Raw genomic sequence first — 21012 nt, forward strand, 5'->3', positions numbered from 1 at the left:
CAGGCCTGTGTGAGCCCCGTGCCATCAGAGCCTGACCCGCAGATTACCCACATCCAGGTTGAGCCCACCACCCGGTGCAACCTGGAGTGTACCTCCTGCATCAAGCCGGTCTACAGGGATAAGTGGATTGAATGCCATATGTCCCCGGACCGGCTTGATACTGTTCTGGCCAATAGTCCCGGCGTTTCCTCTGTCCATCTCCAGGGCTGGGGGGAGCCTTTGCTTCACCCGGATCTCCCGGCCATGATCCGGGTCTGCAAGGCCCGGGGACTTGTGGTCAGCTTTACCACCAACGGGTCATTTATGGACAGGGGGCTGGCGGACCGGCTCATTGAAGCGGGGCTGGACGCCATCACCTTTTCCATGGCCGGCGGCGGAGAAGTCACCCAGGATGCGGTCCGTGGCCGGGGAAGTTTTCGCCGCCTTAACGCGTCCGTCGCCCTTTTTCTGGACCGGCGGGCAACGGCCGGAGAGAGCGGAAGGATCAAGGTGGCCATTTCCTACCTGCTCACCCCCAAAAGTGTTGCCGAGCTTCCCAGGGTGGTGGGATGGTGCAGGAGATCGAGCATCGACCAACTGGCCACGGTTCACCTGACCCAGGCCGTCCACCCCGGCCAGGAGGCCCTCCAGTTTTTCCCATCCGCCCTGACCCTGTCCCAAAAATGGGTGCGGTTTTTCTCCAATTTCCGGGCCCTGGGCCGTAGCAGCTTTTGTTTTTCCCTGAGGCCGTTTTCTCCTGAGCCGCTGCCCGTCTGCGATAAAAATCCCGGTGGGACCTGCTTTGTATCTGTTGATGGCAGCGTTTCCCCCTGCGTGTTCCTCAATCCCCCTGTGGCCGGAGGCATAGCCTGGAAAAAAGGGAATGAAACGGCTGTGCAGGCACCGGTGGTTTTCGGCAACCTCATGGACCAGGGGCTAGATGCCGTATACAGGGGGGAAGAGTATGCCGCATTCCGCAGGGCATTCACGGAACGGACGGCCCTTTATGCCAGGGCATTGTCAACGGTGGGGTACGGCATGGAGGGAACGGAACAACTGGCCCGGGCCAGGGGGAAAATCGCCAGAGGGTTTGAGGCACATCCCCCGCCATCCCCCTGCCGGTTCTGCCGGAAACTGGAGGGGTTTTAATCCGCTATAATACAAATATACAATAACCGATCACAATGAGGAGGATCACCAGGACTTCCAGCAGGGTAAACCGGGCAATCATGAGGCAGATTTTCCGCTGGGAGGGATTCATGGTGAGGATGATCCGGTTCATCACCAGCCGCCAGAACAGGGTGGCCGGGGTGGTTTTCAGGTAGATTCTCAGGTATTCCCTTACCGCTTTAATCCAGAGCAGCACAGGGTCTGTCGGGGCTGGTTCGGCCCTGGCCTCCAGCCGGACATGGAGCCGGCCCGTTTTGCTGAAAAAGCAGATTCGGGTGTCAGCCTCCCCGTCAAGGGTGAGCGCAATGAGCTGTCCGCCCCTGCCGGTGAACGCCATGGTCCCCGAGAGGTCTGATTCGGCTTCGGTGGCATAGTCCTTTATCCGGGCCGTGAATCCGTCCCCCTCCCGTTCAAAGTCCAGGATAAACCAATTGGGGTGGAGGCGGAGTATCCGGTCGCCGGGAAAAAGCGGTGCGGCAGTGAATCCCTCCGGCACCCCAAGGCCCAGGTCAACCTCCCGGGAGAAGAAGGCCTCCCCCTTGTCTAAGGAATGATCATCAGCGGGCATGGCAGTAACGGATGAAGGTCTTTGTTTTTAATTCTGTCCCTGAGGCCCTTGCTCCGGCTGTTGTCCAGCAGGCCTTTGGATTTCTGCCAGGGGCCGATCACAATGAGGTCGCATCCCAGGGCCCCGGCGGCACGGGCAATGGTTTCGGCGATGTTGCCGATTTGCTGGTAAAATTCCGCCCGGGCGCCAGCGGGGTAGGCGGCCCTGATCCGGTCCCATTCCTCCTGGATTTCTTCGGTGACCTGGGTTTCCACATGGTCGAGAAATGTGGCGTGGGACTTGCTGGAGTTGAGCCAGTCGTCGCCGGTCATGCCCCGCCAGTCTTCGTCCAGGACGGTGAGTACGCTGACCCTGAGGGCGGGGTCCTTTTCAAGCCGGTCGAACACAAAGGCTTCGGCCTTTTGTGCCCCCTCGGTGCTGTGGGTACAAAGTAAAATGTGTTTAAACATTGGGCTTTCCTGCAGTTTAAAGTAAATGGCCTGTTGCGGCCACCGTTATCGGCAGCCGCAACAGGGGGTGTTAACTATGTCCAAATATAGCCTAGGCCAGCCACTTGGTGAACAGCAGTACCATAAATGTGGTGATCAGGCAGAATACCAGGGCGGTGAGATCTTCGTTCCGTTCGCTGGAGAAAACAGACAATGCCCGTTCTTCGTTAGCGTCGGCCTTGTTTTCAGTCATATTTTTTTCGCTCATGTTTTTCTCCTTTAATGCAATACAACGTCTTTAACCAGCCAGAGGACGACAAAGAAGGAAAGTGTTGCTTTGGTGGTCCCGGAAATGACGCCCATTACGATGGGCCATCCCCCTGCCTGGGTAATGGATTTTTTGGTAATCTGCATGCCCAGGCCGATGAGGCCGAAGGCAAAGAACCAGATCATGAAGTCAGTGAGGGTGACAACGGTCTTTGACTTTTTGTGTACCTGTTTCACCGCATGCTTGATGGCACTCTTCACTTCCGCGGAAATGGAGACCGTCTTGGCCTTGGCGGCGGCCAGGATGCCCTCAAGCTCGGTCATGCGGGCACGGCCCACCTGGTCGAACTTGGTTTTGTCATTGCGGTCCTGGTAGTTGCCGGCGATCTGGCGCTGGTGGATCAGGTCATTGACTGCCGCCATCTGTTCAGCGGTGAGGCCTTTGAATTCACCGGCGGCCATGGCTTTGTTCAGCACTTCCCATTCTTCGGGGGTCACCTGGGTCCGGTCATTGTAGGACACGTCAATGTATTTGCCCTTATAGTGGCCCGGAGGGGAGAACAGCCCGGCGGAAGACATTCCGAAAAGAATCAGAAAGCCCAGGATGAAGAGGGGGAATTTGTCGATGACAACGGATTTGAAGCTCAGCTTCTGGCCGGTTTCCTTGCCGAACCAGGTGGCCAGGACAAGAACGATGACGGGCAGGAAGAGTACACGGGTGATGTTGAAAATTTCGGCAACCTTCAAGGTTTTGATATCAACGGCGTTAAAGGCCAGGGCTGCGGCGGCAACCTGGGCGGAGTTGAGGATGCCGGTACCGGCCCAGGCACCGAACTGCACGGCATTCATCCCGGCCAGCTTGCCGATGGTGGGGAAGACAAACATGCAGATGATGCCGAAGGAGAGGATGGTGCCGATGGTATAGGCCATTTCAGTACTTTTGGCCTTGACCACGGGGGCCACGGCAACGGTGGCGGAAACCCCGCAGACCCCCATGCCCGCGGAAAGAACGCCGGTCATGGATTTGGGCTGCTTAAAGAGGTTCCCCAGCCAGAGGACCAGGAATACCGTGCCCAAAACGAAAAAGCCGATGAGCCATACCGAGTAAACCCCCAGCTTGGCCAGTTCGGCAAAGGAGTACCGGGCCCCCAGCATGATGACCCCCATTTTGAGGACGAACCGGGCACATTTAACGCCGGCTTCGGCAAATTTGGGGATGCCGTAGGAGTTGGTCAGCACCACCCCGGCCAGAATACCCAGGACAACGTAGTTGAGGTTGAGGACCTTATATAGTTTAAAGCCCAGAACCGGCTGCAGGGATGCACTCATGATTTTGACCATGGGTTCCAGGTACCACCGGATGGCCATGGCCATGAGAAGGATCATGATGACCCCGCCCAGGGGCTGGAGGAAAAACCGGTCAAACACGGAGTTCCCGGGTTCCTTGGCGGAGTTGATCAGGGCACCGACCAGGGCCAGTCCGCCCAGGATGAAACTCATCATCACCTGGAGGTCCATGGATTTATGGGTGTGCAGATACTTCATGGCGGGCAGCAGCACCCCGGTATTGACAATCAGTCCGTAGACAAGCAGAAACACGCCCATGATGATGACGGGCATGTTATCCTTAATTCGTGGCATAACGCCTCCTTAATTATAATAAATGGTTAAAAGAATACCCTTACTCAATGGGGGGCTGAACCGTTTTCATATCCCGGTTTTTCTTCCAGCCGGGGCACAAAATAGCTGCAGACAATGTGCAGCAGTTTTAATGCGGCCCAGAATCCCGCAACGGTGAACAGCACGCAGGCAGCCACGCCCGCGGGGGTGATGGCATCCCAATTGTGGATAAAGGCCACCACCGGGCTGAACAAATGGGTGGTGGCCGCCAGCACAACAACTCCCAGGATTCCGGTCAAAACGGAAAGGGGGGCAATAATTGTTCTGTTCATTTTAACTCCTTTGATGGTTGTCATTTTTCTGCCCGGATCAGGAGCAAAGGGTGTGCCATTGGGCCGGGACAACCCATGGGCGGTGCTTAACCGGCTGATAAATTAAGGGAATTTTTTATGGCTGACGTGGGGCGGTTGGACGTCTGCTGCCAAAGGTGTGTCTTTGAGTTGGCAGTCTGCGGCGGGGGGTGCATCCTCTAGGCCCCAGTTGACAGGCGGGGCGCTTTAAAGGGGCGGCGGATTTTTTTGTCCGCCGTCCCTCAGGGAGAACCGGCAATGGTCATCCGTTTCCCCTGGTTTTTCCGGAGGTGTCAAGGAGCTTCCGGATGGTCTGGTGAATATCTTTTATGGAAATGGGTTTCATCAGAAAGGCGTTAATCACAGACTCTTTGTATTTATTACTTGAAATTTTTTCACTGAATCCCGTGCATAGAATCACCGGGATATCCCTTCGCAGCTCCTTGAGGCGGGCGGCCAGGATATCTCCTGTCATCCGGGGCATAGTCATGTCGGTGACCACAATGTCAAAGGCGTGGGGGGCCCTTGCAAAGGCCTCAAGGGCCTTTCTGCTGTCGGTAAAGGCGGTTACCGAATACCCGTACTTTTCCAGAAAGCGGGTTCCCAGGGTGGTGATGCTCTCTTCATCGTCCACCAGGAGGACACGGCCGACGCCCCCTGAAATGGCCGGATCCGGCAGGTTCTCATTGTTGGGTGTGAAATCCGCCACCGGCAGAAATACCTGGAAGGTGGTGCCCTGGCCCGTTTCGCTGTATACCTTTATTTCTCCGTTCAGTTTCTGGACGATCCCGTAGGTCACGGCAAGGCCGAGTCCCGTGCCCTTCCCCTCGGACTTGGTGGTAAAATAGGGATCAAATATCTTTGTCAATGTCTCTTCATCCATGCCCGGGCCGTTGTCCGATACGGTCAGCCGGATATGGTGCCCCGGCGAAAGGTTTTCGAACCCCGGCTCCGGCAGGGCAGGGACTTCAACGGGTTTCAGGGAGACTTCGAAGCTGCCGTCGGTCTCCTCAACCGCATGGAAGGCATTGGTACACAGGTTCATGATGATCTGGTGCAGCAGTGTGGCATCCCCCAGCACCGGCGGACAGTCCTTGTCGATTTTCTGGTGTATCTCAATGGTCCGGGGAACGGATGCCCGCAAAAGCTTGAGGGCCTCCTTGACAATGCTCTGGAAGGAAACCGCTGTATTCTCCATTTCCGTCTGCCGGCTGAAGGTCAGGATCTGGCGGGTCAGGTCCCTGGCCCTGCCGGCGGCCTGGTAAATCTGTTTCATCATTTCATATTCCGGACTGCCCCCGGCCAGGTCCTGGAGTAATAGTTCCGAATATCCCAGGATCGGGAACAGGATATTGTTGAAATCGTGGGCAATCCCCCCGGCAAGGGTGCCGATGGCCTCCATGCGCTGGAAATGCTGGAGCCGTTTTTCCAGCCGCTTTTTTTCCTCCCTGGCCTCCAGCCGGATCCGTTCCTGGTTTTCAAGGGCGGATGCCATCTGGTTGAACCCCTCTGCCACCAGCCGGGCATGATCAATCTCCGACAGGTTTTTAATCCGGTAGGAGAGGTCCCCGGATTTCACCCTGTCCAGGGCTTTCCGGATTCTCTGGTTGATGGCATCCTCCATGGACTGCCTTGGAACGGTGGCAAAAAATATCCACTGGATGCCCGGAATCACCTCAAACCATACCACCAGGTCATCCCCCTGGCTGTTGGACAGAAGCCTGCGGCCGCTGCCCTCCGACAGCAGCTCCCCGGGCTCAATACCCTTGAACCGGGTGCCGAGCTGGTGGATATGGCGGCGATATACGCTGCCCTTTTCTTTATCGATTTCCGCCTCAATGGCAGGGTGGGCCACCATATAGCCTTCCCGGTCGATGATGAAATTGACCTGGTCTTTGAGATAGCCCTTAAAATCAAAATTGTTATAGAGGGAGGCCATGGGCAGATCAATACTCCACAGCCCGATAAAGCGGTCATCAAGGTAGACGGGGACGGAAGCGGAAATGATCAGCCCCTCTCCGGCATAATCAATGGTGGGGCGGGTCCACCGGATCTCCCTTTGGGGATTATTTTCCGGTGCCACGGACACATAGGTGTGATAGGCAGACCAGTCAAAATCCGGGGTAATGGCCGTTACCTGGTCAATATAGGGGAACTGCATCGAGGTATTGGTCACATCCTGATAGTAGATCCAGGCGGTGCCGGGCAGCCTTTGTCTGGCTTCCATCAGATATTGTCCCACATCTTTTAAACAATACATGCGAAATGAGGCCTCCGGATCGTCCCGGAGGTCCGGGTGCCATGAAAAGGAGACGGCATGGGCCGGGGCCCTGCCGCCCCTGAAAGCGGCCAGCAGCGGCAGGGAGATCCAGAACCCGTCATCATCCACACCGAAGCCGTCCTGCCGGTACCAGGCCTGAATATCGGCGCTATCCCTTGGCGTACGGGTAAAAAGGATAAGGGAAACGCGCTTTAACTCCTCCAGGGCATGGCAGCAGCTTTCAATATTGTGCGCCAGGGCCGACGATACCTGACTGACCTGTAGACGGATGGGACTGCTTTCAAACATGGGTCCTCCTGTATGCTGCATTGACCGTCTGCCGGTTCAGGGCCTTGGAAAAACGTCGAACAGATGAGAGCAACGTGTGGCGAGAACACTGTAAATTACTGGGAGGGAGCGGTATCCAAATTGCCTGAACGGATTGAAATTTAATCGAATATTGCTCGGATTATACGGGATCAGCCTAGGGCCGTCAAGGGATGCCGCCTGAATTCAGAGTCCGGGCAACCATTGCATTGACCGTTGCAATTTCCGGCAGACGATGTACAGGGGGGGGATAACTGGGAGGGGAAGTCATGTTATAAGTTAGTCCCCGGTGGGATTACCCGGTGGGTGGGGGGCTCCGTTTCTAGGCCGATTTCAAAACTGTTTTGATGTCCGTACTTCAACCAGACTTTAGGGCAACTTTTTGGGGACTACGTTGCTACCTTATTATATTGTATTACCCAAAATGCCGAGTGAATTTCATACAGAGTGGCGTCATGACACATAGAACTAAAAAAAACGTTATCATACCAATTATTGAAATTTCCATCAGCTCTGTTTTTTTTAGACAAGCCCAAAAAAATAGCCCTAAAAAGGCCAACGAAGCGACCCCTAAAATAGTAAAAAGGCCAAAATTCATCTTTTGAAACAATTTACCGTCTTTTTCTCCATAGGTATAGCTCAGTAGATCTTTGAAAAAATCGATAACCTCGCTGATAATGGGCTTTTCTCCTTGAATTTTTCCAACAACAATAATCAATGTTATGCAACCCATCCCCATCAGTATGATCCAGAAAACACTTGTTTGAATTTCAATGCCGGAAAGCGAAGATAGTTTGTCGAGGACGGTGGAAAAAAATTTCATGAACTTTTTTCTTTCTTTATCAAAAATGACATCAAAAGGAATACAAAGCTGGTAAAAGACACTGTGCTTGATAAAATTGGGTGGACTATTTGAATATCAAAGAAAATACTCAAACATAGAAAAAACAGAAATACTACACATATTAATGTAGAACGAGTTTGGAGTTTTTCTGGGGAATAAATGGATGTCATTTGTCTCCTGTAGTAGGCATTTTCTTTTTCAAGAGAGTCAATTTTATCCATCAAAAGCTTTCTTTCTTTTGTCCCCTTTTTATCATGCTTATGCAGTTGTTCGCTTATCCTCCCGATTCCCCTATCAAAATGTTCCATCATCAAAAGGACATCGGAAGAATTATCGTGAATTATTATTTCAGATACAGGATGATCAGAAGTTACTCTTTGATATCTCCTTTGAGACGGCTCATTAGCTGGATATAGATAATCCCAGCCTTCAACCTTGGGCAGATCTGTTACTTTAGACCCCATTATTACTCCCTCTCAAAAATGATTTTTTGCGGAGCAATTTGTACCTCATTTATAACGTCTTTGACATGGCAATCAAAAGACGCTTTGATATCCGGGCTTTCAGTTTCTTCGAAATTAAATATGTCTTCTACAATAATGGAAAGCCGTAGGCCTTTCTCCAGAAGAGTCCCGCTATCATTTGAGAGTTTAATGTAAAGCTCTTTCTGTGGGTTCGGAGACATGTTCTGTTTATCTATTTTGATATCATGTTTAATTTCACTGTACTCTCCGATTACATATTCAAAATTATGATTTTCTTTTTTAACTTTAATTGATACTGCCGTTTTTAATAGCTGTCCTTCAGCCTGGAAATTAATAAACTGATTTTTTATTTCCTCCAACATATTGTGGGTTTTGTCCTTGAGTGGCATGTTGATAATTATATAAGAATTAAACCCGTCGAGTTTCAGCCATGGTTGTTTTTTCAAAAAAGCAAAGAAATCCGTTACATTTTTTTTAAAAAGACTGCATGCTTTATCTATGCCTATGTTTTTGAAATTAAATGAGAGGACAGAACGTACAGGGGATATCTCTAACCTTTTTCCTGAATTATTCTGAAAAACAAACCTTGGAATTTGAGGGTCTGCATTACGGGGTACCCTCGTGAGTTGTCCCGCTTCCTCAAACAGGTTCTTAAGTCCATCTTCGAAACGAACAAGCTCTCGTTCTATATCTATGTGCGGTGCATGTTGAATGGAAAATGCAACATTCGCTATATACATTTTATTAAAGATACCTGATTTCATTTTGTGCCTTTAGATTCGAAATTAGATAAACAGAAAAATTTATGAAAGTGACTCCTATCCGCCATTATTGTCATTCAAAATAGTTTTGATAAAGATAGTAAATAATACTTGGAAGGTCAACATAGCTACCCCATATTTTTAGTTGTGCCGAACCCTTTTTGCCTATAGCCGGGTGGATCCGGGCGTTGCTGAGTCATGCCACTATGTCCGGGATGTGATCGTCAGGATCTGTGGTGTGGTTATCAACTATATGTTTTATTTGGTCGCAGGCGTCTTCATAGGCTTTCGGGTTCAGGAGAAAAAGTATGAGCAAATTACGCCAGAGGTCGCGGGCCTACTCGGGATCCTTGAAGGCGGCCAGGTCAATTTCCCAATCCTTTATTATATAGTCCATGATTCCTTTAGGGACATGACCTGTTTCCCGGAGGTACTTTCGGGCCGCACGTCTTAGCGTTGGTATGTGGAGCTCGCTCATGGGGTTTTGACCTTATCCCGCATGGATTTAAGGGCCGCCGATGAACCGTTTAGGGGGAATTTAAAATACACTTTGCCGTTGCCGTGCCAAGGCAGCTCTACCAATACGGAGTTGCCGCTTTCTATTTTTGATATTGCGAAGCGGTCTCCTTCGAAATGGATAAAATTCTCACCCCACCCTTGCGTTAAAGTTTCATTTTCGATGATGCTATCCCATTTAACTCGCGTCCCAAATACATAGTATCCTTCTTCCGTACCTCTAATGGAAAGATTCGGGGCTTCGGAAAAGCCGATATACACCCATTCGCTTTTTCCATCGCAGCCTACTCCTAACCATGCCTTTACGGTATGGTACGGCCAGTTCATTGATTTTGTGGGGCCGACACTGGGAGAAAACGCATATGCACTTGTTTTACCTGTCATCTCATCTACAGAGACAGATGTTTTCCATCGTGCGCTCCCGGCTTCTGCCGTTGAAACGGCGGCAATGAGGAATAAGAAAAAAGAAATTGTCAGTACAGAATGCTTGATGTTCATGGAAACACTCCTTAAGGATCGGGCAGGGTTGAGCCCCCGAAGTTTTTATCAGGTACAAAACGGCCTTTTCAGTTATTTAAATCTGCCGACAATAAAGACCCCCAGCCCTAAAAACATCAGTGTTAAGCCGGCGTTTAAGAGTTTGAAGCAGAGAAAGAGCCCGATTATGATCAGAAAGAAGCCGGCCGCTTCCCATTTACCACCGGATTTCTTGGCGACAGTGACAGTCGGTTGTTGATTTACCGGGTTTCCGCAATGAGGGCAAGAGGTCGCTTTGGATGAAATTTTTCTGGTGCATTCTGCACAATTGATAATAGCCATAAAGTTCTCCTTTGAATGATGGAAATCGGCAAAGATTGCCGAGCATGAAATAGTGAACCTACTGGAAAATATGGAAAAATGATTATTTTGATCTGCAGGATCTGCCGAAATAGTTGGCTCCTTTATTAGAATTTTTCAATCGCTTGTATACTTCCCAAGCCTTCCACTGTTATCATGATTCCGTCTGCGACCCTTGATACCTTGCACCAGCGGAACTCTAATGATCCTCTGAAATTCACCAGGCATTTAAAAACCTGGTTTCCCCCTTCTTTGAGTACGCGATCACGGGTTTTATGAAACTGATGAACAAGACGAATTTCATGACAGGCAACTCAACAGTTTACGTTGGACAATCTCATTACGTCGATGACCCGACAGCCCTTATCGATCAGAATGTTATTACTGCAGCCGGCAATGCCCCGGCCCATTTTTCGGCGGCTGCGTTCCTTGCATAGGCGTTGAAGGTGTTGTCAGTGGTCAAGCAGCTCAATCCGGGTCAGGGGAAGTATCGGGGTTGCAATGAATTCGATCCCTTGGCGGATCAGGGCTTTTTTAAATCTTAATACGGCTTTGGGGGCTGTTTTCTGGCTGATCCAGCCTTCCTTGGCCAGCGCCATGATGGTGGCTTCCATGTTTTTTGTTTCGTTTCGGGCAAAGAAGACAAGGGCCGGGTTGGCATTAAACCAGCCTGCCCGGGTCAATACGCCGCATCCCCCTTTGCGGCCTTGGAAGGAGGCGTCATTGTCCATGGGGTTTCCGATTGCCCGCAGCGCATCGTCAAGCGCCTGCTCTCCGTCAGGCGGCATGCTCAGGTTTGACAGTCTTTCTGCGTAGACGGTCATTTCATTGAGCTGCTGTCCTGCCCGGGCCCCCATGGCTGAAGGCAGAGCAGAGACGATCCAGGGGGTGTCAATCCCGATGCCCAGTTTGTCGACAATTTCTGTCAGTCTTTCCATGGAAGCCATTGCTCTCCTTGCTGGGGCTGATTCAGGGGCGATCCGGGCAGTGGGAGGAAATCAATTCAAAAATTTGTTTGAAATCCGCCTTTGAGGCCACCTGGCCCTCAGGTATGGCCAGCGTTCCCAGCCTGTGCCGGACACTGATAAAAGCGATCCCCCGGTTTGAAACCACCTCAGCCCGGATCAGATCGTCCAGGGGGATGGTGATGATTTTTGAGGACAGGGGACGTCTGGGAAGGCTTAAGCCGTCCTTGGAAATTCTGATGACCCGGCCGGCTTTTTTCTGGCAGATTCCCATCCATGCCAGCGCCCCGGCACTGAAAAAAAACAGGGCTGCCAGTCCCCAGTAAAATATTCCAGCCTGGACCGGGTCAAGCGTCATCAGGTCGCTGCTTATTCCGGTGGTATTCACCGCGGCCATAAATACAAATATCAGGCCGAACATGACCAGGGCGCTGCCGATAAAAAGCACGGCCCAAGCCTGGAGCCTGTATTCAAATTCATGGACGGTTTCAGCCATCTCTCCCCTTTTTACATATCACCGGAAGCAGGATGTTGTTTCTTCCTCAAACATCGGTTTTTCACTCTGGTCATATGTGAGGGTGGCCTTGCTTTTTGCCGAACCCTCATCGATCACTTTGCATACAATTCGATAGGTGATTTTTTTGCCCGCCTCGAGAATGGGGTAGTGTGAAAACTTAACCAGATTTCCCTCTGAGGTGTATTTAAGCCCTGGCGGGATATTCGCTGATACGAATGTCATCTGTTCCGGGATCTGGTAATCAATTTTTATATTGGTGCCGGGTGAAGAGCCGGCATTTTGTATTTCAAGTACGTAGGTCGTATTTTTCCCGACAGCAACAGGATCCTCTGTATCAAAACAACTCATCTGGATATTCGGCACGCCGATAATCATGGTGGTCGTGCTAACCTTTATGGGCGTGGTTTGGGTTGAATCGACACAGGTCGCATCAATCAATGCGTTTCCTCTTTTTGTCGCCTGCACCCTGAATTTTATTTTAATTTGTTTGCCTGGGGCGATGCTCCCCAGCGGCCAGGTAATGGTCGTTGGGCGGTCCCCTTTTGGAGGGGTTAATGTTCCCTTGTGTGTTGCACCAATAATCTTAAGGTTTTTGGGCAGGTAAAGTAACACCTCAGTGTTTTCTTTGCTTTTTTTATCGGCATTGAAAACGACGATTGAATAATCCGCCGTATTGGGGATTGTCAGAATGCGCGGCCCTTTGAGAGAGAGGCTTTCCGGAGTGGGGGTGTCCTGGGCCATGAGCAGACATGGCAGGCTGATTACGATCAGGAATGATGCCACGGTAATTGCGTGTTTCCACCTGGTATTCTTTATTCGATTCATTGCGCTCCTTCATTTGTTGGACAGGTTGGCACTAAATTGGAAATCACCTTTATGATTATCCCGATTCCTATACGGAATGCAAGGGGGATATTGCTTTGGCAATCTGACTGTTCAGCATGGATTCCCTAAGTTTACCAGCCGTTCGCCCGTCCGTTTGCGGCCCATGACCATCAAACTTTTCATGAAATCCGGCCCTTTGGGCTGGCCGGTCAGGACCATGCGCAGGGCGTTCATCAGGATACCGGGCTTTACATCTAGGGTTTTCAGGGTGTCCCGGAGCAGGGTTTCCACCTCCTTTTCCGTGTAATTGTCCATGGCCAGTATTTTATGCCCCAGTTCCGCCAGGGGGGCATGGAGCTGCGCATGGGCGGTCAGGTGTTTTTCTTTGCCTTTGGGGTCCATTTCAAAATCATCAGAAAACCAGGCCCTGCCGATGGATGCGAAATCCGTGAGCAGGTGGAAGCGCTGGCGGAGCAGGTCCAGGGTTTCCAAAAATCGTTCTTTCCCCTGGCCTTCATAGGCGCTGTCCCACAAGCCCTCTGTTTGGAGGAAGGGTTTGACGGCATCTGACAATGCCTCCAGATCCATGGTCCTCAGGTGGTGGGCATTGATGTTCAGGGCTTTGGGGTCTGTGGCGAACCGGGTCTCCCCCGGACGGATATTGAAAACGGAATTGGCCCGGCTGATGCCGTCCAGGGAAAATGCCGCGATCAGTTCGTCCCTGGAGAAAATCTCCCGTGAATCCGGGGTGGCCCAGCCCAGGAGGACGAGGAAATTCACAAAGGCCCAGGGCAGAAATCCCTGGTTTCTGTAATGGTGGATGGCCACCAGTTCGCCGTGGCGGCGCTTGGAGATTTTTGCCTTTTTGGGATCCAGGGTCAGGGACATATGGGCAAACACCGGCAGCGGCGCCCCAAGGGCCTTGTAGAGGAGGATCTGCTTGGGGGTATTGGCCAGGCCGTCCTGGCCCCGGATGATATGGGTGACCCTGTCGCGGATATCATCCACGGCATTGGACAGAATGTACAGAGGGGTGCCGTTGGACCGGACAATAATGAAGTCCTCCAGGTCCTGGAACCGTTTTTCCACCCGGCCGTATACCGCATCCTTAAACACCAGGCTGCCGCCGTCCCGGGGCACCTTCAGCCGGATGGTAAAGGGCAGCCCCCGGGCCTCCTTTTCCGCGGCCCGGTCCTGGCTCAGTTCCCGGCAGGCCCCGTCGTAAACATAGGTCTGTTTGGCGGCCACGGCCGCCTCTCGTTTCCGGTCCAGCTCTTCCTTTGTGCAGAAGCATTTGTAGGCGTGGCCCGATGCAACCAGCTGCTCTGCCGCTGCCAGGTGGTCTTTTATGGCGCTGCTCTGGAAGTTGGGGCCCTCGTCCCAGTCCAGCCCCAGCCATTTCAAGCCGTCAATGATGCCCTGGATGGAATCTTTGGTGGAGCGCTCCGCATCCGTATCCTCGATTCTCAGGATAAATTTCCCCTGGGTTTGCCTGGCATAGAGCCAGTTGAATATGGCGGTCCTGGCACCGCCGATGTGAAGGTAACCCGTGGGGCTGGGGGCAAATCTGACAACAACCTGGTTTTCCATGATCGACTCCTTCCTGGTTAAATATGGATGGCACCATACCCCAAGCGGTCCTCCATATCAAGCGTCCGGTCTGTTCGGGCCGTGCCGGGGCCCACCGGGGCTGACCCCATAAGCATTTATGATGAAGATTCTGGTATTGGCCCTTCTCTTTCCCATTATTATACAGTAGGGTTAACAGCCAATATTGACCCCCATTTCAAAAGGAGATGCAATGGAGATTCTGGAGGCCATCAATTCGCGGAAAAGCATCAGAAAATTCAAGCCCGATCCCGTTTCCAAAGCAACACTGAGAAAGATACTGGAAACGGCTGTCCGGGCCCCGTCATCGGAAAACACCCAGCCCTGGGAATTTTATGTCCTCTCCGGGGAGGTGCTGGACCGGGTGCGCAGCGGGAACCTTGAAAAATTGCGGAATTTTGAAATGCCGCCCCAGGAGATGCACCATATCCTCGTGGAGCGTCCCAAAGGCAGCGTCTACCGGCGACGGCAGGTGGAGATCGCCAAACAGCTTTTTTCGCTGATGGAGATCGCCCGGGAGGACAAAGCCATGCGGGCCCGGTGGATGGAGCGGGGATTCCGGTATTTTGACGCCCCGGCCGCTGTTATTATTACGGCGGATAAGAGCCTGCCCCTGGAGGGCAGTTTCCTGGATGTGGGGGCGGTGATGCAGAATATCTGCCTGGCCGCCCTTGAGTTCGGGCTGCACACCTGCATTGAAAACCAGGGCATCACCTATGCCGACGTGGTCCGAAGCCAGGGGAAAATACCCGAGGATAAACGGCTGATGGCCGCCATTGCCATCGGATATCCGGACTGGACCTTTCCTGCAAACCATGTGGAAAGCCCGCGGGAATCCATAGACGAGGTGGTCACCTGGTGCGGTTTCGACCACTGAGAATCCCCGCCGGTGCCCGGCGCGTCATCTGAAGGCGGTTTAATTTTTACCATCCCAGACGGAGACCTGATCCCGGCCGTTTTCCTTGGCCTGATAGAGTGCAAGATCGGCGTTTTTTAATAAATCCTCCACCTTGAGCGGTTGCGTCATTATTGCCGTGCCGATACTCACCGTAATATAGATCTGGGTTTTCTTCACCGGAACCGGGGTGGTTTTAATTTTATGCCGGAGGCGCTCTGCAATCTGTACGGCCAGGTCTATGCTTGTTTCAGGGAGAAGCAGGGAGAACTCCTCTCCGCCCATCCGGCCGAATACATCCTGTTTTCTGATATTGGCTTTGACTGTTTTTGCCAGTGTTTTCAGTGCCCGGTCGCCGGTGTCGTGCCCGTAGGTGTCGTTGACGGCCTTAAAATGGTCTGCATCAAAAGAAAGCAGGCAGAGCGGTGCCCCGGACCGTTCAAACCTGAGACGCTCATATTCAGCCAGTTCCATGAACCGCCGGCGGTTAAACACCTGGCAGAGGTGGTCTATGCTGGCGATCTTAAAAGCATTTGAAAAACGGACGGAGAGAATATAGGACTGGGAAAAGATGAATATGAACAGGCCAAAGGGCAACAGATTCTGATATTTATTGAAAAATCCCACATGCTGGTCATAAAGGATATCGTTGACCACGGTGGCAAAAAGGGCCAGAAACCCTAATAAAATCCATTTTGCCCCCTCCATCCCCTTGTTCATGGCCCTTATCAGCCCGAAGATTACGTACAGCGCTGAAAAAATGATAAACGTCTGGTAATAGATTTCGGTATGGGGATAGAATGAGGGCCCTGTCACCAGCACCATGAGGCTGGCCCCGGTTCCCAGGGCCTGGATTCCCATGATAACCGGCCTGTGAAAGACCTGCTGGTACAATTGGTTGATAAATGTGACAAATACAGGCAGGCCCAGGTAATAGCCCAGCACGATTATTTTCATCCGGATATGCCAGCCGGCCGCCGGAAACAGGGTGGTAAAATAGATGTCGTTGGCCACCAGGATCCGGGATGCCATGATCAGGCAGAATACGCCGAAAAGCAGCGGCGTGAGGTCTTCTCTCCGCAATCCGAATAAGCCGAAATGGTAGATTGACATGATCAGAAGGCTGCCGAAAAGGAGATAGTCTTCGATCAGGGATGTTTCCCTTTTTTTCTGAATCTGTGCCGCGGTGCCAAATTCTATGGCATCGTTTATCCCGCCGTCCTTATAGTGAAAATTCGATACCTGGAGCAGAATATCGAACTGGGGGTGCTCAACCGTGAAAACGGCGGCATGGGATTCTGACCTGGGGATGGCATCTTCAGCCGTCTTTCCCACCCTGCCGCAGGAAAAGATCTCCCTGTCATCGATCCAGAGCCGGTAGGCCGTGAATACTTCCTTCATCCTCACCGCGAAAATTCCCTTGGTGTCATTTAAATGCACTTGCAGGCGGAAGGTGGCGAAACCCTTCGCAGGAAATGAGGCATCCTTTCCCCGCCCCTTGTTCCAGACGCCGGGAATCTCCATGAAGGTTGAGCCGTTATGGGGATCTTTGGGGGCCAGAAGTTTGTTCCAGAAAAGGCCCATTCCCCGTCCAGACGGATGGGGCCCTGTTGTTCAAGGTTCCATTCCCTCAGGTCAAGAATGCCTTTTTCAGCCCGGGGAAATGTTTTTTTGGACGCATCCGTGGCGCACCCGCTTACTAAAAAGATACAAATCAGGAGGGCAATGCTGTGATGAAGTTTAACCATAGGTTATCCATGCCCTAAAATATAAAGAATGAATTTTTATGAATTTTAGCAGGAACACAAAGGCGTGTAAATAAATTTGACCTTGATGGATACCGGTGTTGATACGGCAGCCCCCGGGCTGCTTGCAATTTCATTGAGGATTCTCTATTTTATGGCATAAGAATTTAAGGAGACCCAATGGCGGCCAACACCTTCAGCCTCAGGCTGAAATTCATATCAGGACTGGTGCTTTTTGCCTTTACCCTGGGCGTCTGTATCGGCGTGATCATGTATTTCCACTACAATTCCATCATGGAATCGGAGATCAGCCAGCGGTCCAGGATGCTGCTGGCCCAGTCCGATGCGGTCCAGGATTATGTGAAAACCGTACTCCGGCCGGAGATGTTCGACACCCTGCCCCAGGGGCGGTTCGTCCTCAAGGCCATGTCCTCTTCCTATATTTCCCGCCAGGTCATGGCCCGGCTCAATGTAAAGGATGCCTCGGACTACCATTACCGCCGGGTGGCCCGTAACCCCAGGAACCCGGCCTCGACTCCGGACGCCTTTGAAAGCGGGCTCATTGAAAAATTCCGAAAATACAGGAATACGGTATTCTGGGAAGATACCACCGAGGTCGACGGCAGGGAGTACCATCTGGTGGCCCGGCCGGTGACCTTCAAGGCCTCATGCATGCAGTGCCACGGTACCCCCAAAGACGCCCCCCATGAACTCATCGATATTTACGGCGGCACCGCCGGATTCCACTATGAGGTGGGGGAAGTGGGCGGGGTGGTGGTGGCCGGATTCCCCGTGGATATGATCAAGAGCCCGGCCCTGGAACTGACCTACCAGTACCTGAGCCTCTATGTCCTTGGCATTCTTTTTTTTGCCGCCCTCATCAGCCTCTTTTTCGACCGCCTGGTGATGAAAAATCTCCACAAACTCTCCGATGTCTTTAAAACCCGGTTCTCAGGAGAAGAGGAGCTGCCCATTATTGAGCGGCTGGGGCAAAAGGGTGAAATCGAAGGCCTGGTGGAGGGGGTGGAGGAACTGGCCGTCTGCCTGGCCGGCGCCCGGAAGGACCTCCAGGATCATGCCCAGAACCTGGAGCGGCGGGTGAAGGAACGAACCCTGGCACTGGATCTTAAGGCCACAAAACACCTGGGGGATGCCCGGCTCTTTGTGAATCTGCTCTCCGACTTCGGCCGGTCCGGGGAGGACCGCCAGCTGATTATGAATCTGCTTAAAAGCGTTGGAGAACGGTATGGGGCGGCCCAGGCCGTTTACCACTGCACCGTGGCCTCAAAGAATTACTATGCCTGGAAGGCCTCAGATGCCATTTCCCCCCTTTCCCCGGAAGTTGAGGAACTGCTATGGAAGGATGAAACCCTTCTGCTGGACAGGCAGCTTTTCATACCGGTGAAATCCCCGGAGGCCCACTGGGGTATTCTCAACCTCATCTGGGAGGCGCAGCCCGATCCCGGCGACCTGGATCCGGATATCCTTCTGGCCCTGGGCCAGCAGCTGGCCATCCTCATTGAGAACATCCATGCCTTTTCCAATATAAGATTCCAGCACGATATGCTTCAGTCGGTGTTCAACGGGATTTCAGATCCCCTGATGCTCATTGACCGGGGCTGCCGCATCATCATTGCCAATGACGGCTGCCGCCTTCTCTTTGACCGGGACAAAAAGGGGGACCGGGAAGGGATTCTGGCACAGCTTCTCTGCCCGGAGGGGTGCGCTGGCAAAAGCATTCTCACCCAGGTGGCCACCACCGGCCGGCCGGTGAGCCATGAAATCCGGCTGCCGGACAACCGGTATTTTGATATCGACCTCTATCCCCTGGAACAGGCCGGAAAGACAGGAATGAAAATGGTGCTTTATGCCCGGGACATCACCCAGGAAAAAGAGATGCTGGATCGGATGCACCAGGCCGAGCGGCTCTCCGCCGTGGGCAAAATGGCCGCCGGCATCGCCCATGAAATCAACAACCCCCTGGGGGTGATCCAGGTTTATGCCGACCTGGTCAAAGATGGCACTGAAGACCCCGAAACCCTCCAGGACCTGGACATCATCCTCAAGCATACCCGCTCCGCCAAAAAGGTGGTCCGGAACCTGCTCAATCTGGCCCGGCCTAAAAAGAAACTCTCCGGTTCCTGCGATATCAACGAGGTGGTCCGGTCCGAGATGGAGGTGTTCAGGGCCCAGGCTAAAAACAGGCAGATCCGGATGACCGCCGATCTGGCAACGGATCTGCCCCGGATAAATTGTGATGCGGCCGTGGCCGAGCAGATCCTGACCAATCTCTGGCTCAATGCCTTGGATGCCCTCCAGGAAGAGGGGGACAGGATTTCCTTATCCACGGAGCGCAGGGGCGCCGGCGAGGTCTGTCTGGTCATTGAGGATAACGGTTCCGGCATTGAGGATGACCATCTGGACCGGATTTTTGATCCGTTTTTCACCACCAAGGCCGTTGGCAAGGGCACCGGCCTGGGACTGTCGGTGATCTACGGTTTTGTCAATGAACTGGGGGGGCGGATTGAGGTGGACAACCGTCCTAACACCCGGTTTAATGTATTTTTTCCGGCAGCAGGCCAAAGCCGTGAAGGGGATATGAACAATGGATGAATTTTCCATTCTGGTGGTGGATGACGACCCCGATTTCTTACGTGGGGTGATCCGCCAGCTGAAAAAAGCCTTTGAAACGACAGATATCCTTGGGGCCGGCAGCGGTGAAGAGGCCCTGGCCCTTATGAAAGAAAAGGCGAGGGAAAAAGAGGTGGGGGTGCTGCTCTCCGACCTGCGCATGCCCGGGCTCTCAGGCCATGACCTGCTGGAAGAGGCCCTGGCCCTCAATCCCGGTCTCTGTGCCGTCATGATCACCGGCTATGCCACGGTGGAAGCGGCGGTCCAGGCCCTGAAGGCCGGGGCCTGGGATTTCATTACCAAACCCGTGGAAAAGCAGACCCTGATCCACACCGTTGAAAAGGCGGTGCAGCATTACGGCCTGGCCAGGGAAAACAAGCGGCTCCAGGCCCTGGTGGCGGCCATGGGCAAGACGGACAGGGCCCCCCAATGGCAGAGCCCCGTCATGAAACACCTCCAGGAGCGGCTGGCCGCCATGGCCGTCACCGATTACACGGTGCTCATCACGGGGGAATCCGGCGCGGGCAAGGAGTTCGCCGCCCGGGAGATCCACCGGCTTTCCCCCCGGAAGGATGCCGCCTGCCATGCCCTGAACTGCCCGGCCATCCCGGACCAGCTCCTGGAAAGCGAGCTCTTCGGCCATGTAAAGGGGGCCTTTACCGGGGCCGAGCGGAACCGGGACGGATTTTTCCTGGCCGCGGACAAGGGCACATTGATACTGGATGAAATCGGGGATATTTCCCTGCCCATCCAGGCCAAGCTGCTCAAATTCCTCCAGGACAAGGAGGTAAAGCCCGTAGGGTCCTCGGTATCAAAACCCACGGATGTGCGGATCATCGCCCTGACCAACCAGAACCTTGAAGAAAAGATAAAGGACGGCAGCTTCCGCCAGGACCTCTATTACCGTCTCAACGTCCTGTCAGTGACCATGCCGCCCCTGAGGGAGCGGTCCGAAGATATCCCTTTGCTGGTGCGCCGGTTTCTGGACCGGACCTGCGGGGAGATGAACCTGGCCCCCATGGAAATCCACCCGGCGGCCATGGCCCACCTGGCCCGGCAGCCCTGGCCGGGCAATGTCAGGGAACTGCTCAACTATGTCCGCCGCCTGGCCGTTTTTTCCAACGGCAGGGCCATCAATCCGGCCCTGATCCGGGTGGTGGACGGGGATATGGCAGGTTTTCCGGCTGCGGGCGAACCGTCGGACCGGCCTGTTTCCTACAAGGCGGCCAAGAAGGAGGCCATGGATCTTTTCTGCCGGGACTACCTCTCCCGGATGTTCACCCGGACCCGGGGCAATATTTCCGAGGCCTCCCGGCTCAGCGGCCTGGAACGGGCCTCCATCCAGAAAATCGTCAAGCGCCTGGGCATGGATATGGCCCAATTCCGGAAAAGCTGAGGCCGGGGGTGCATTGTG

The 21012-nt window shown here is 53.1% G+C and carries 20 protein-coding genes; 4 read left to right on the plus strand and 16 right to left on the minus strand.

What is annotated here, in order from left to right:
- Positions 1-18: 18 nt before the first annotated feature.
- On the plus strand, positions 19-1128 hold the full coding sequence (locus HUN04_14700) for a radical SAM protein (protein ID WDP90873.1): 1110 nt from the start codon (positions 19-21) through the stop codon (positions 1126-1128).
- Positions 1129-1132: 4 nt separating this feature from the next.
- On the opposite strand, the gene HUN04_14705 is transcribed toward HUN04_14700, so the two are convergent.
- The 15 genes from HUN04_14705 to HUN04_14775 form a co-directional block, all read right to left on the minus strand.
- Complete coding sequence (locus HUN04_14705) at positions 1133-1717, minus strand: hypothetical protein (protein WDP90874.1); 585 nt, start codon at positions 1715-1717, stop codon at positions 1133-1135.
- Positions 1693-2166: a universal stress protein gene (locus tag HUN04_14710; protein ID WDP90875.1), complete on the minus strand. Its 474-nt coding sequence runs from the start codon at positions 2164-2166 to the stop codon at positions 1693-1695. Before HUN04_14710 ends, HUN04_14705 begins: the two co-directional genes overlap by 25 nt.
- 91 nt (positions 2167-2257) lie before the next feature.
- Positions 2258-2413: a hypothetical protein gene (locus tag HUN04_14715; GenBank protein ID WDP90876.1), complete on the minus strand. Its 156-nt coding sequence runs from the start codon at positions 2411-2413 to the stop codon at positions 2258-2260.
- Between the two features lie 11 nt (positions 2414-2424).
- Positions 2425-4053, minus strand: a complete 1629-nt coding sequence (locus HUN04_14720; protein ID WDP90877.1) for a putative sulfate exporter family transporter — start codon at positions 4051-4053, stop codon at positions 2425-2427.
- A 44-nt stretch (positions 4054-4097) separates the two neighbouring features.
- Positions 4098-4364 (minus strand): hypothetical protein, encoded by a 267-nt coding sequence (locus tag HUN04_14725; protein WDP90878.1) that lies wholly within the window; start codon positions 4362-4364, stop codon positions 4098-4100.
- A gap of 280 nt (positions 4365-4644) precedes the next feature.
- Entirely contained in the window at positions 4645-6951 is a 2307-nt protein-coding gene (locus tag HUN04_14730) for a response regulator (GenBank protein WDP90879.1), read from the minus strand.
- 433 nt (positions 6952-7384) lie between these two features.
- Positions 7385-7792, minus strand: a complete 408-nt coding sequence (locus tag HUN04_14735; GenBank protein ID WDP90880.1) for a hypothetical protein — start codon at positions 7790-7792, stop codon at positions 7385-7387.
- Positions 7789-8277 (minus strand): hypothetical protein, encoded by a 489-nt coding sequence (locus HUN04_14740; protein WDP90881.1) that lies wholly within the window; start codon positions 8275-8277, stop codon positions 7789-7791. The genes HUN04_14735 and HUN04_14740 overlap by 4 nt, the downstream gene beginning before the upstream one ends.
- Positions 8278-8279: 2 nt before the next feature.
- A complete protein-coding gene (locus tag HUN04_14745) occupies positions 8280-9062 on the minus strand; it encodes a hypothetical protein (protein ID WDP90882.1) in 783 nt (260 codons plus the stop codon).
- 471 nt (positions 9063-9533) lie between these two features.
- Entirely contained in the window at positions 9534-10073 is a 540-nt protein-coding gene (locus tag HUN04_14750) for a hypothetical protein (GenBank protein WDP90883.1), read from the minus strand.
- 72 nt (positions 10074-10145) lie between these two features.
- Positions 10146-10394 carry a hypothetical protein gene (locus HUN04_14755; GenBank protein ID WDP90884.1) on the minus strand — a complete coding sequence of 83 codons (249 nt, stop codon included), beginning with the start codon at positions 10392-10394 and terminating at the stop codon, positions 10146-10148.
- Positions 10395-10864: 470 nt separating this feature from the next.
- On the minus strand, positions 10865-11350 hold the full coding sequence (locus HUN04_14760) for a hypothetical protein (protein WDP90885.1): 486 nt from the start codon (positions 11348-11350) through the stop codon (positions 10865-10867).
- Positions 11351-11381: 31 nt separating this feature from the next.
- Entirely contained in the window at positions 11382-11873 is a 492-nt protein-coding gene (locus tag HUN04_14765; protein ID WDP90886.1) for a hypothetical protein, read from the minus strand.
- Positions 11874-11891: 18 nt separating this feature from the next.
- On the minus strand, positions 11892-12719 hold the full coding sequence (locus tag HUN04_14770) for a hypothetical protein (protein ID WDP90887.1): 828 nt from the start codon (positions 12717-12719) through the stop codon (positions 11892-11894).
- Between the two features lie 111 nt (positions 12720-12830).
- Positions 12831-14309: a glutamate--tRNA ligase gene (locus HUN04_14775; protein ID WDP90888.1), complete on the minus strand. Its 1479-nt coding sequence runs from the start codon at positions 14307-14309 to the stop codon at positions 12831-12833.
- Positions 14310-14520: 211 nt separating this feature from the next.
- Here HUN04_14775 and HUN04_14780 point away from each other — a divergent pair, with 211 nt between their 5' ends.
- Entirely contained in the window at positions 14521-15204 is a 684-nt protein-coding gene (locus HUN04_14780; GenBank protein ID WDP90889.1) for a nitroreductase, read from the plus strand.
- A gap of 39 nt (positions 15205-15243) precedes the next feature.
- Here the strand turns inward: HUN04_14780 and HUN04_14785 are convergent, their stop codons facing one another.
- Positions 15244-16806: a diguanylate cyclase gene (locus tag HUN04_14785; protein WDP90890.1), complete on the minus strand. Its 1563-nt coding sequence runs from the start codon at positions 16804-16806 to the stop codon at positions 15244-15246.
- Between the two features lie 341 nt (positions 16807-17147).
- Here HUN04_14785 and HUN04_14790 point away from each other — a divergent pair, with 341 nt between their 5' ends.
- Both HUN04_14790 and HUN04_14795 read left to right on the plus strand, forming a co-directional pair.
- Complete coding sequence (locus HUN04_14790) at positions 17148-19580, plus strand: DUF3365 domain-containing protein (GenBank protein WDP90891.1); 2433 nt, start codon at positions 17148-17150, stop codon at positions 19578-19580.
- Positions 19573-20994 carry a sigma-54-dependent Fis family transcriptional regulator gene (locus tag HUN04_14795; GenBank protein ID WDP90892.1) on the plus strand — a complete coding sequence of 474 codons (1422 nt, stop codon included), beginning with the start codon at positions 19573-19575 and terminating at the stop codon, positions 20992-20994. The genes HUN04_14790 and HUN04_14795 overlap by 8 nt, the downstream gene beginning before the upstream one ends.
- The last annotated feature ends 18 nt before the right edge of the window (positions 20995-21012 follow it).

The sequence above is a fragment of the Desulfobacter sp. genome (assembly GCA_028768525.1).
GTDB lineage: Bacteria > Desulfobacterota > Desulfobacteria > Desulfobacterales > Desulfobacteraceae > Desulfobacter.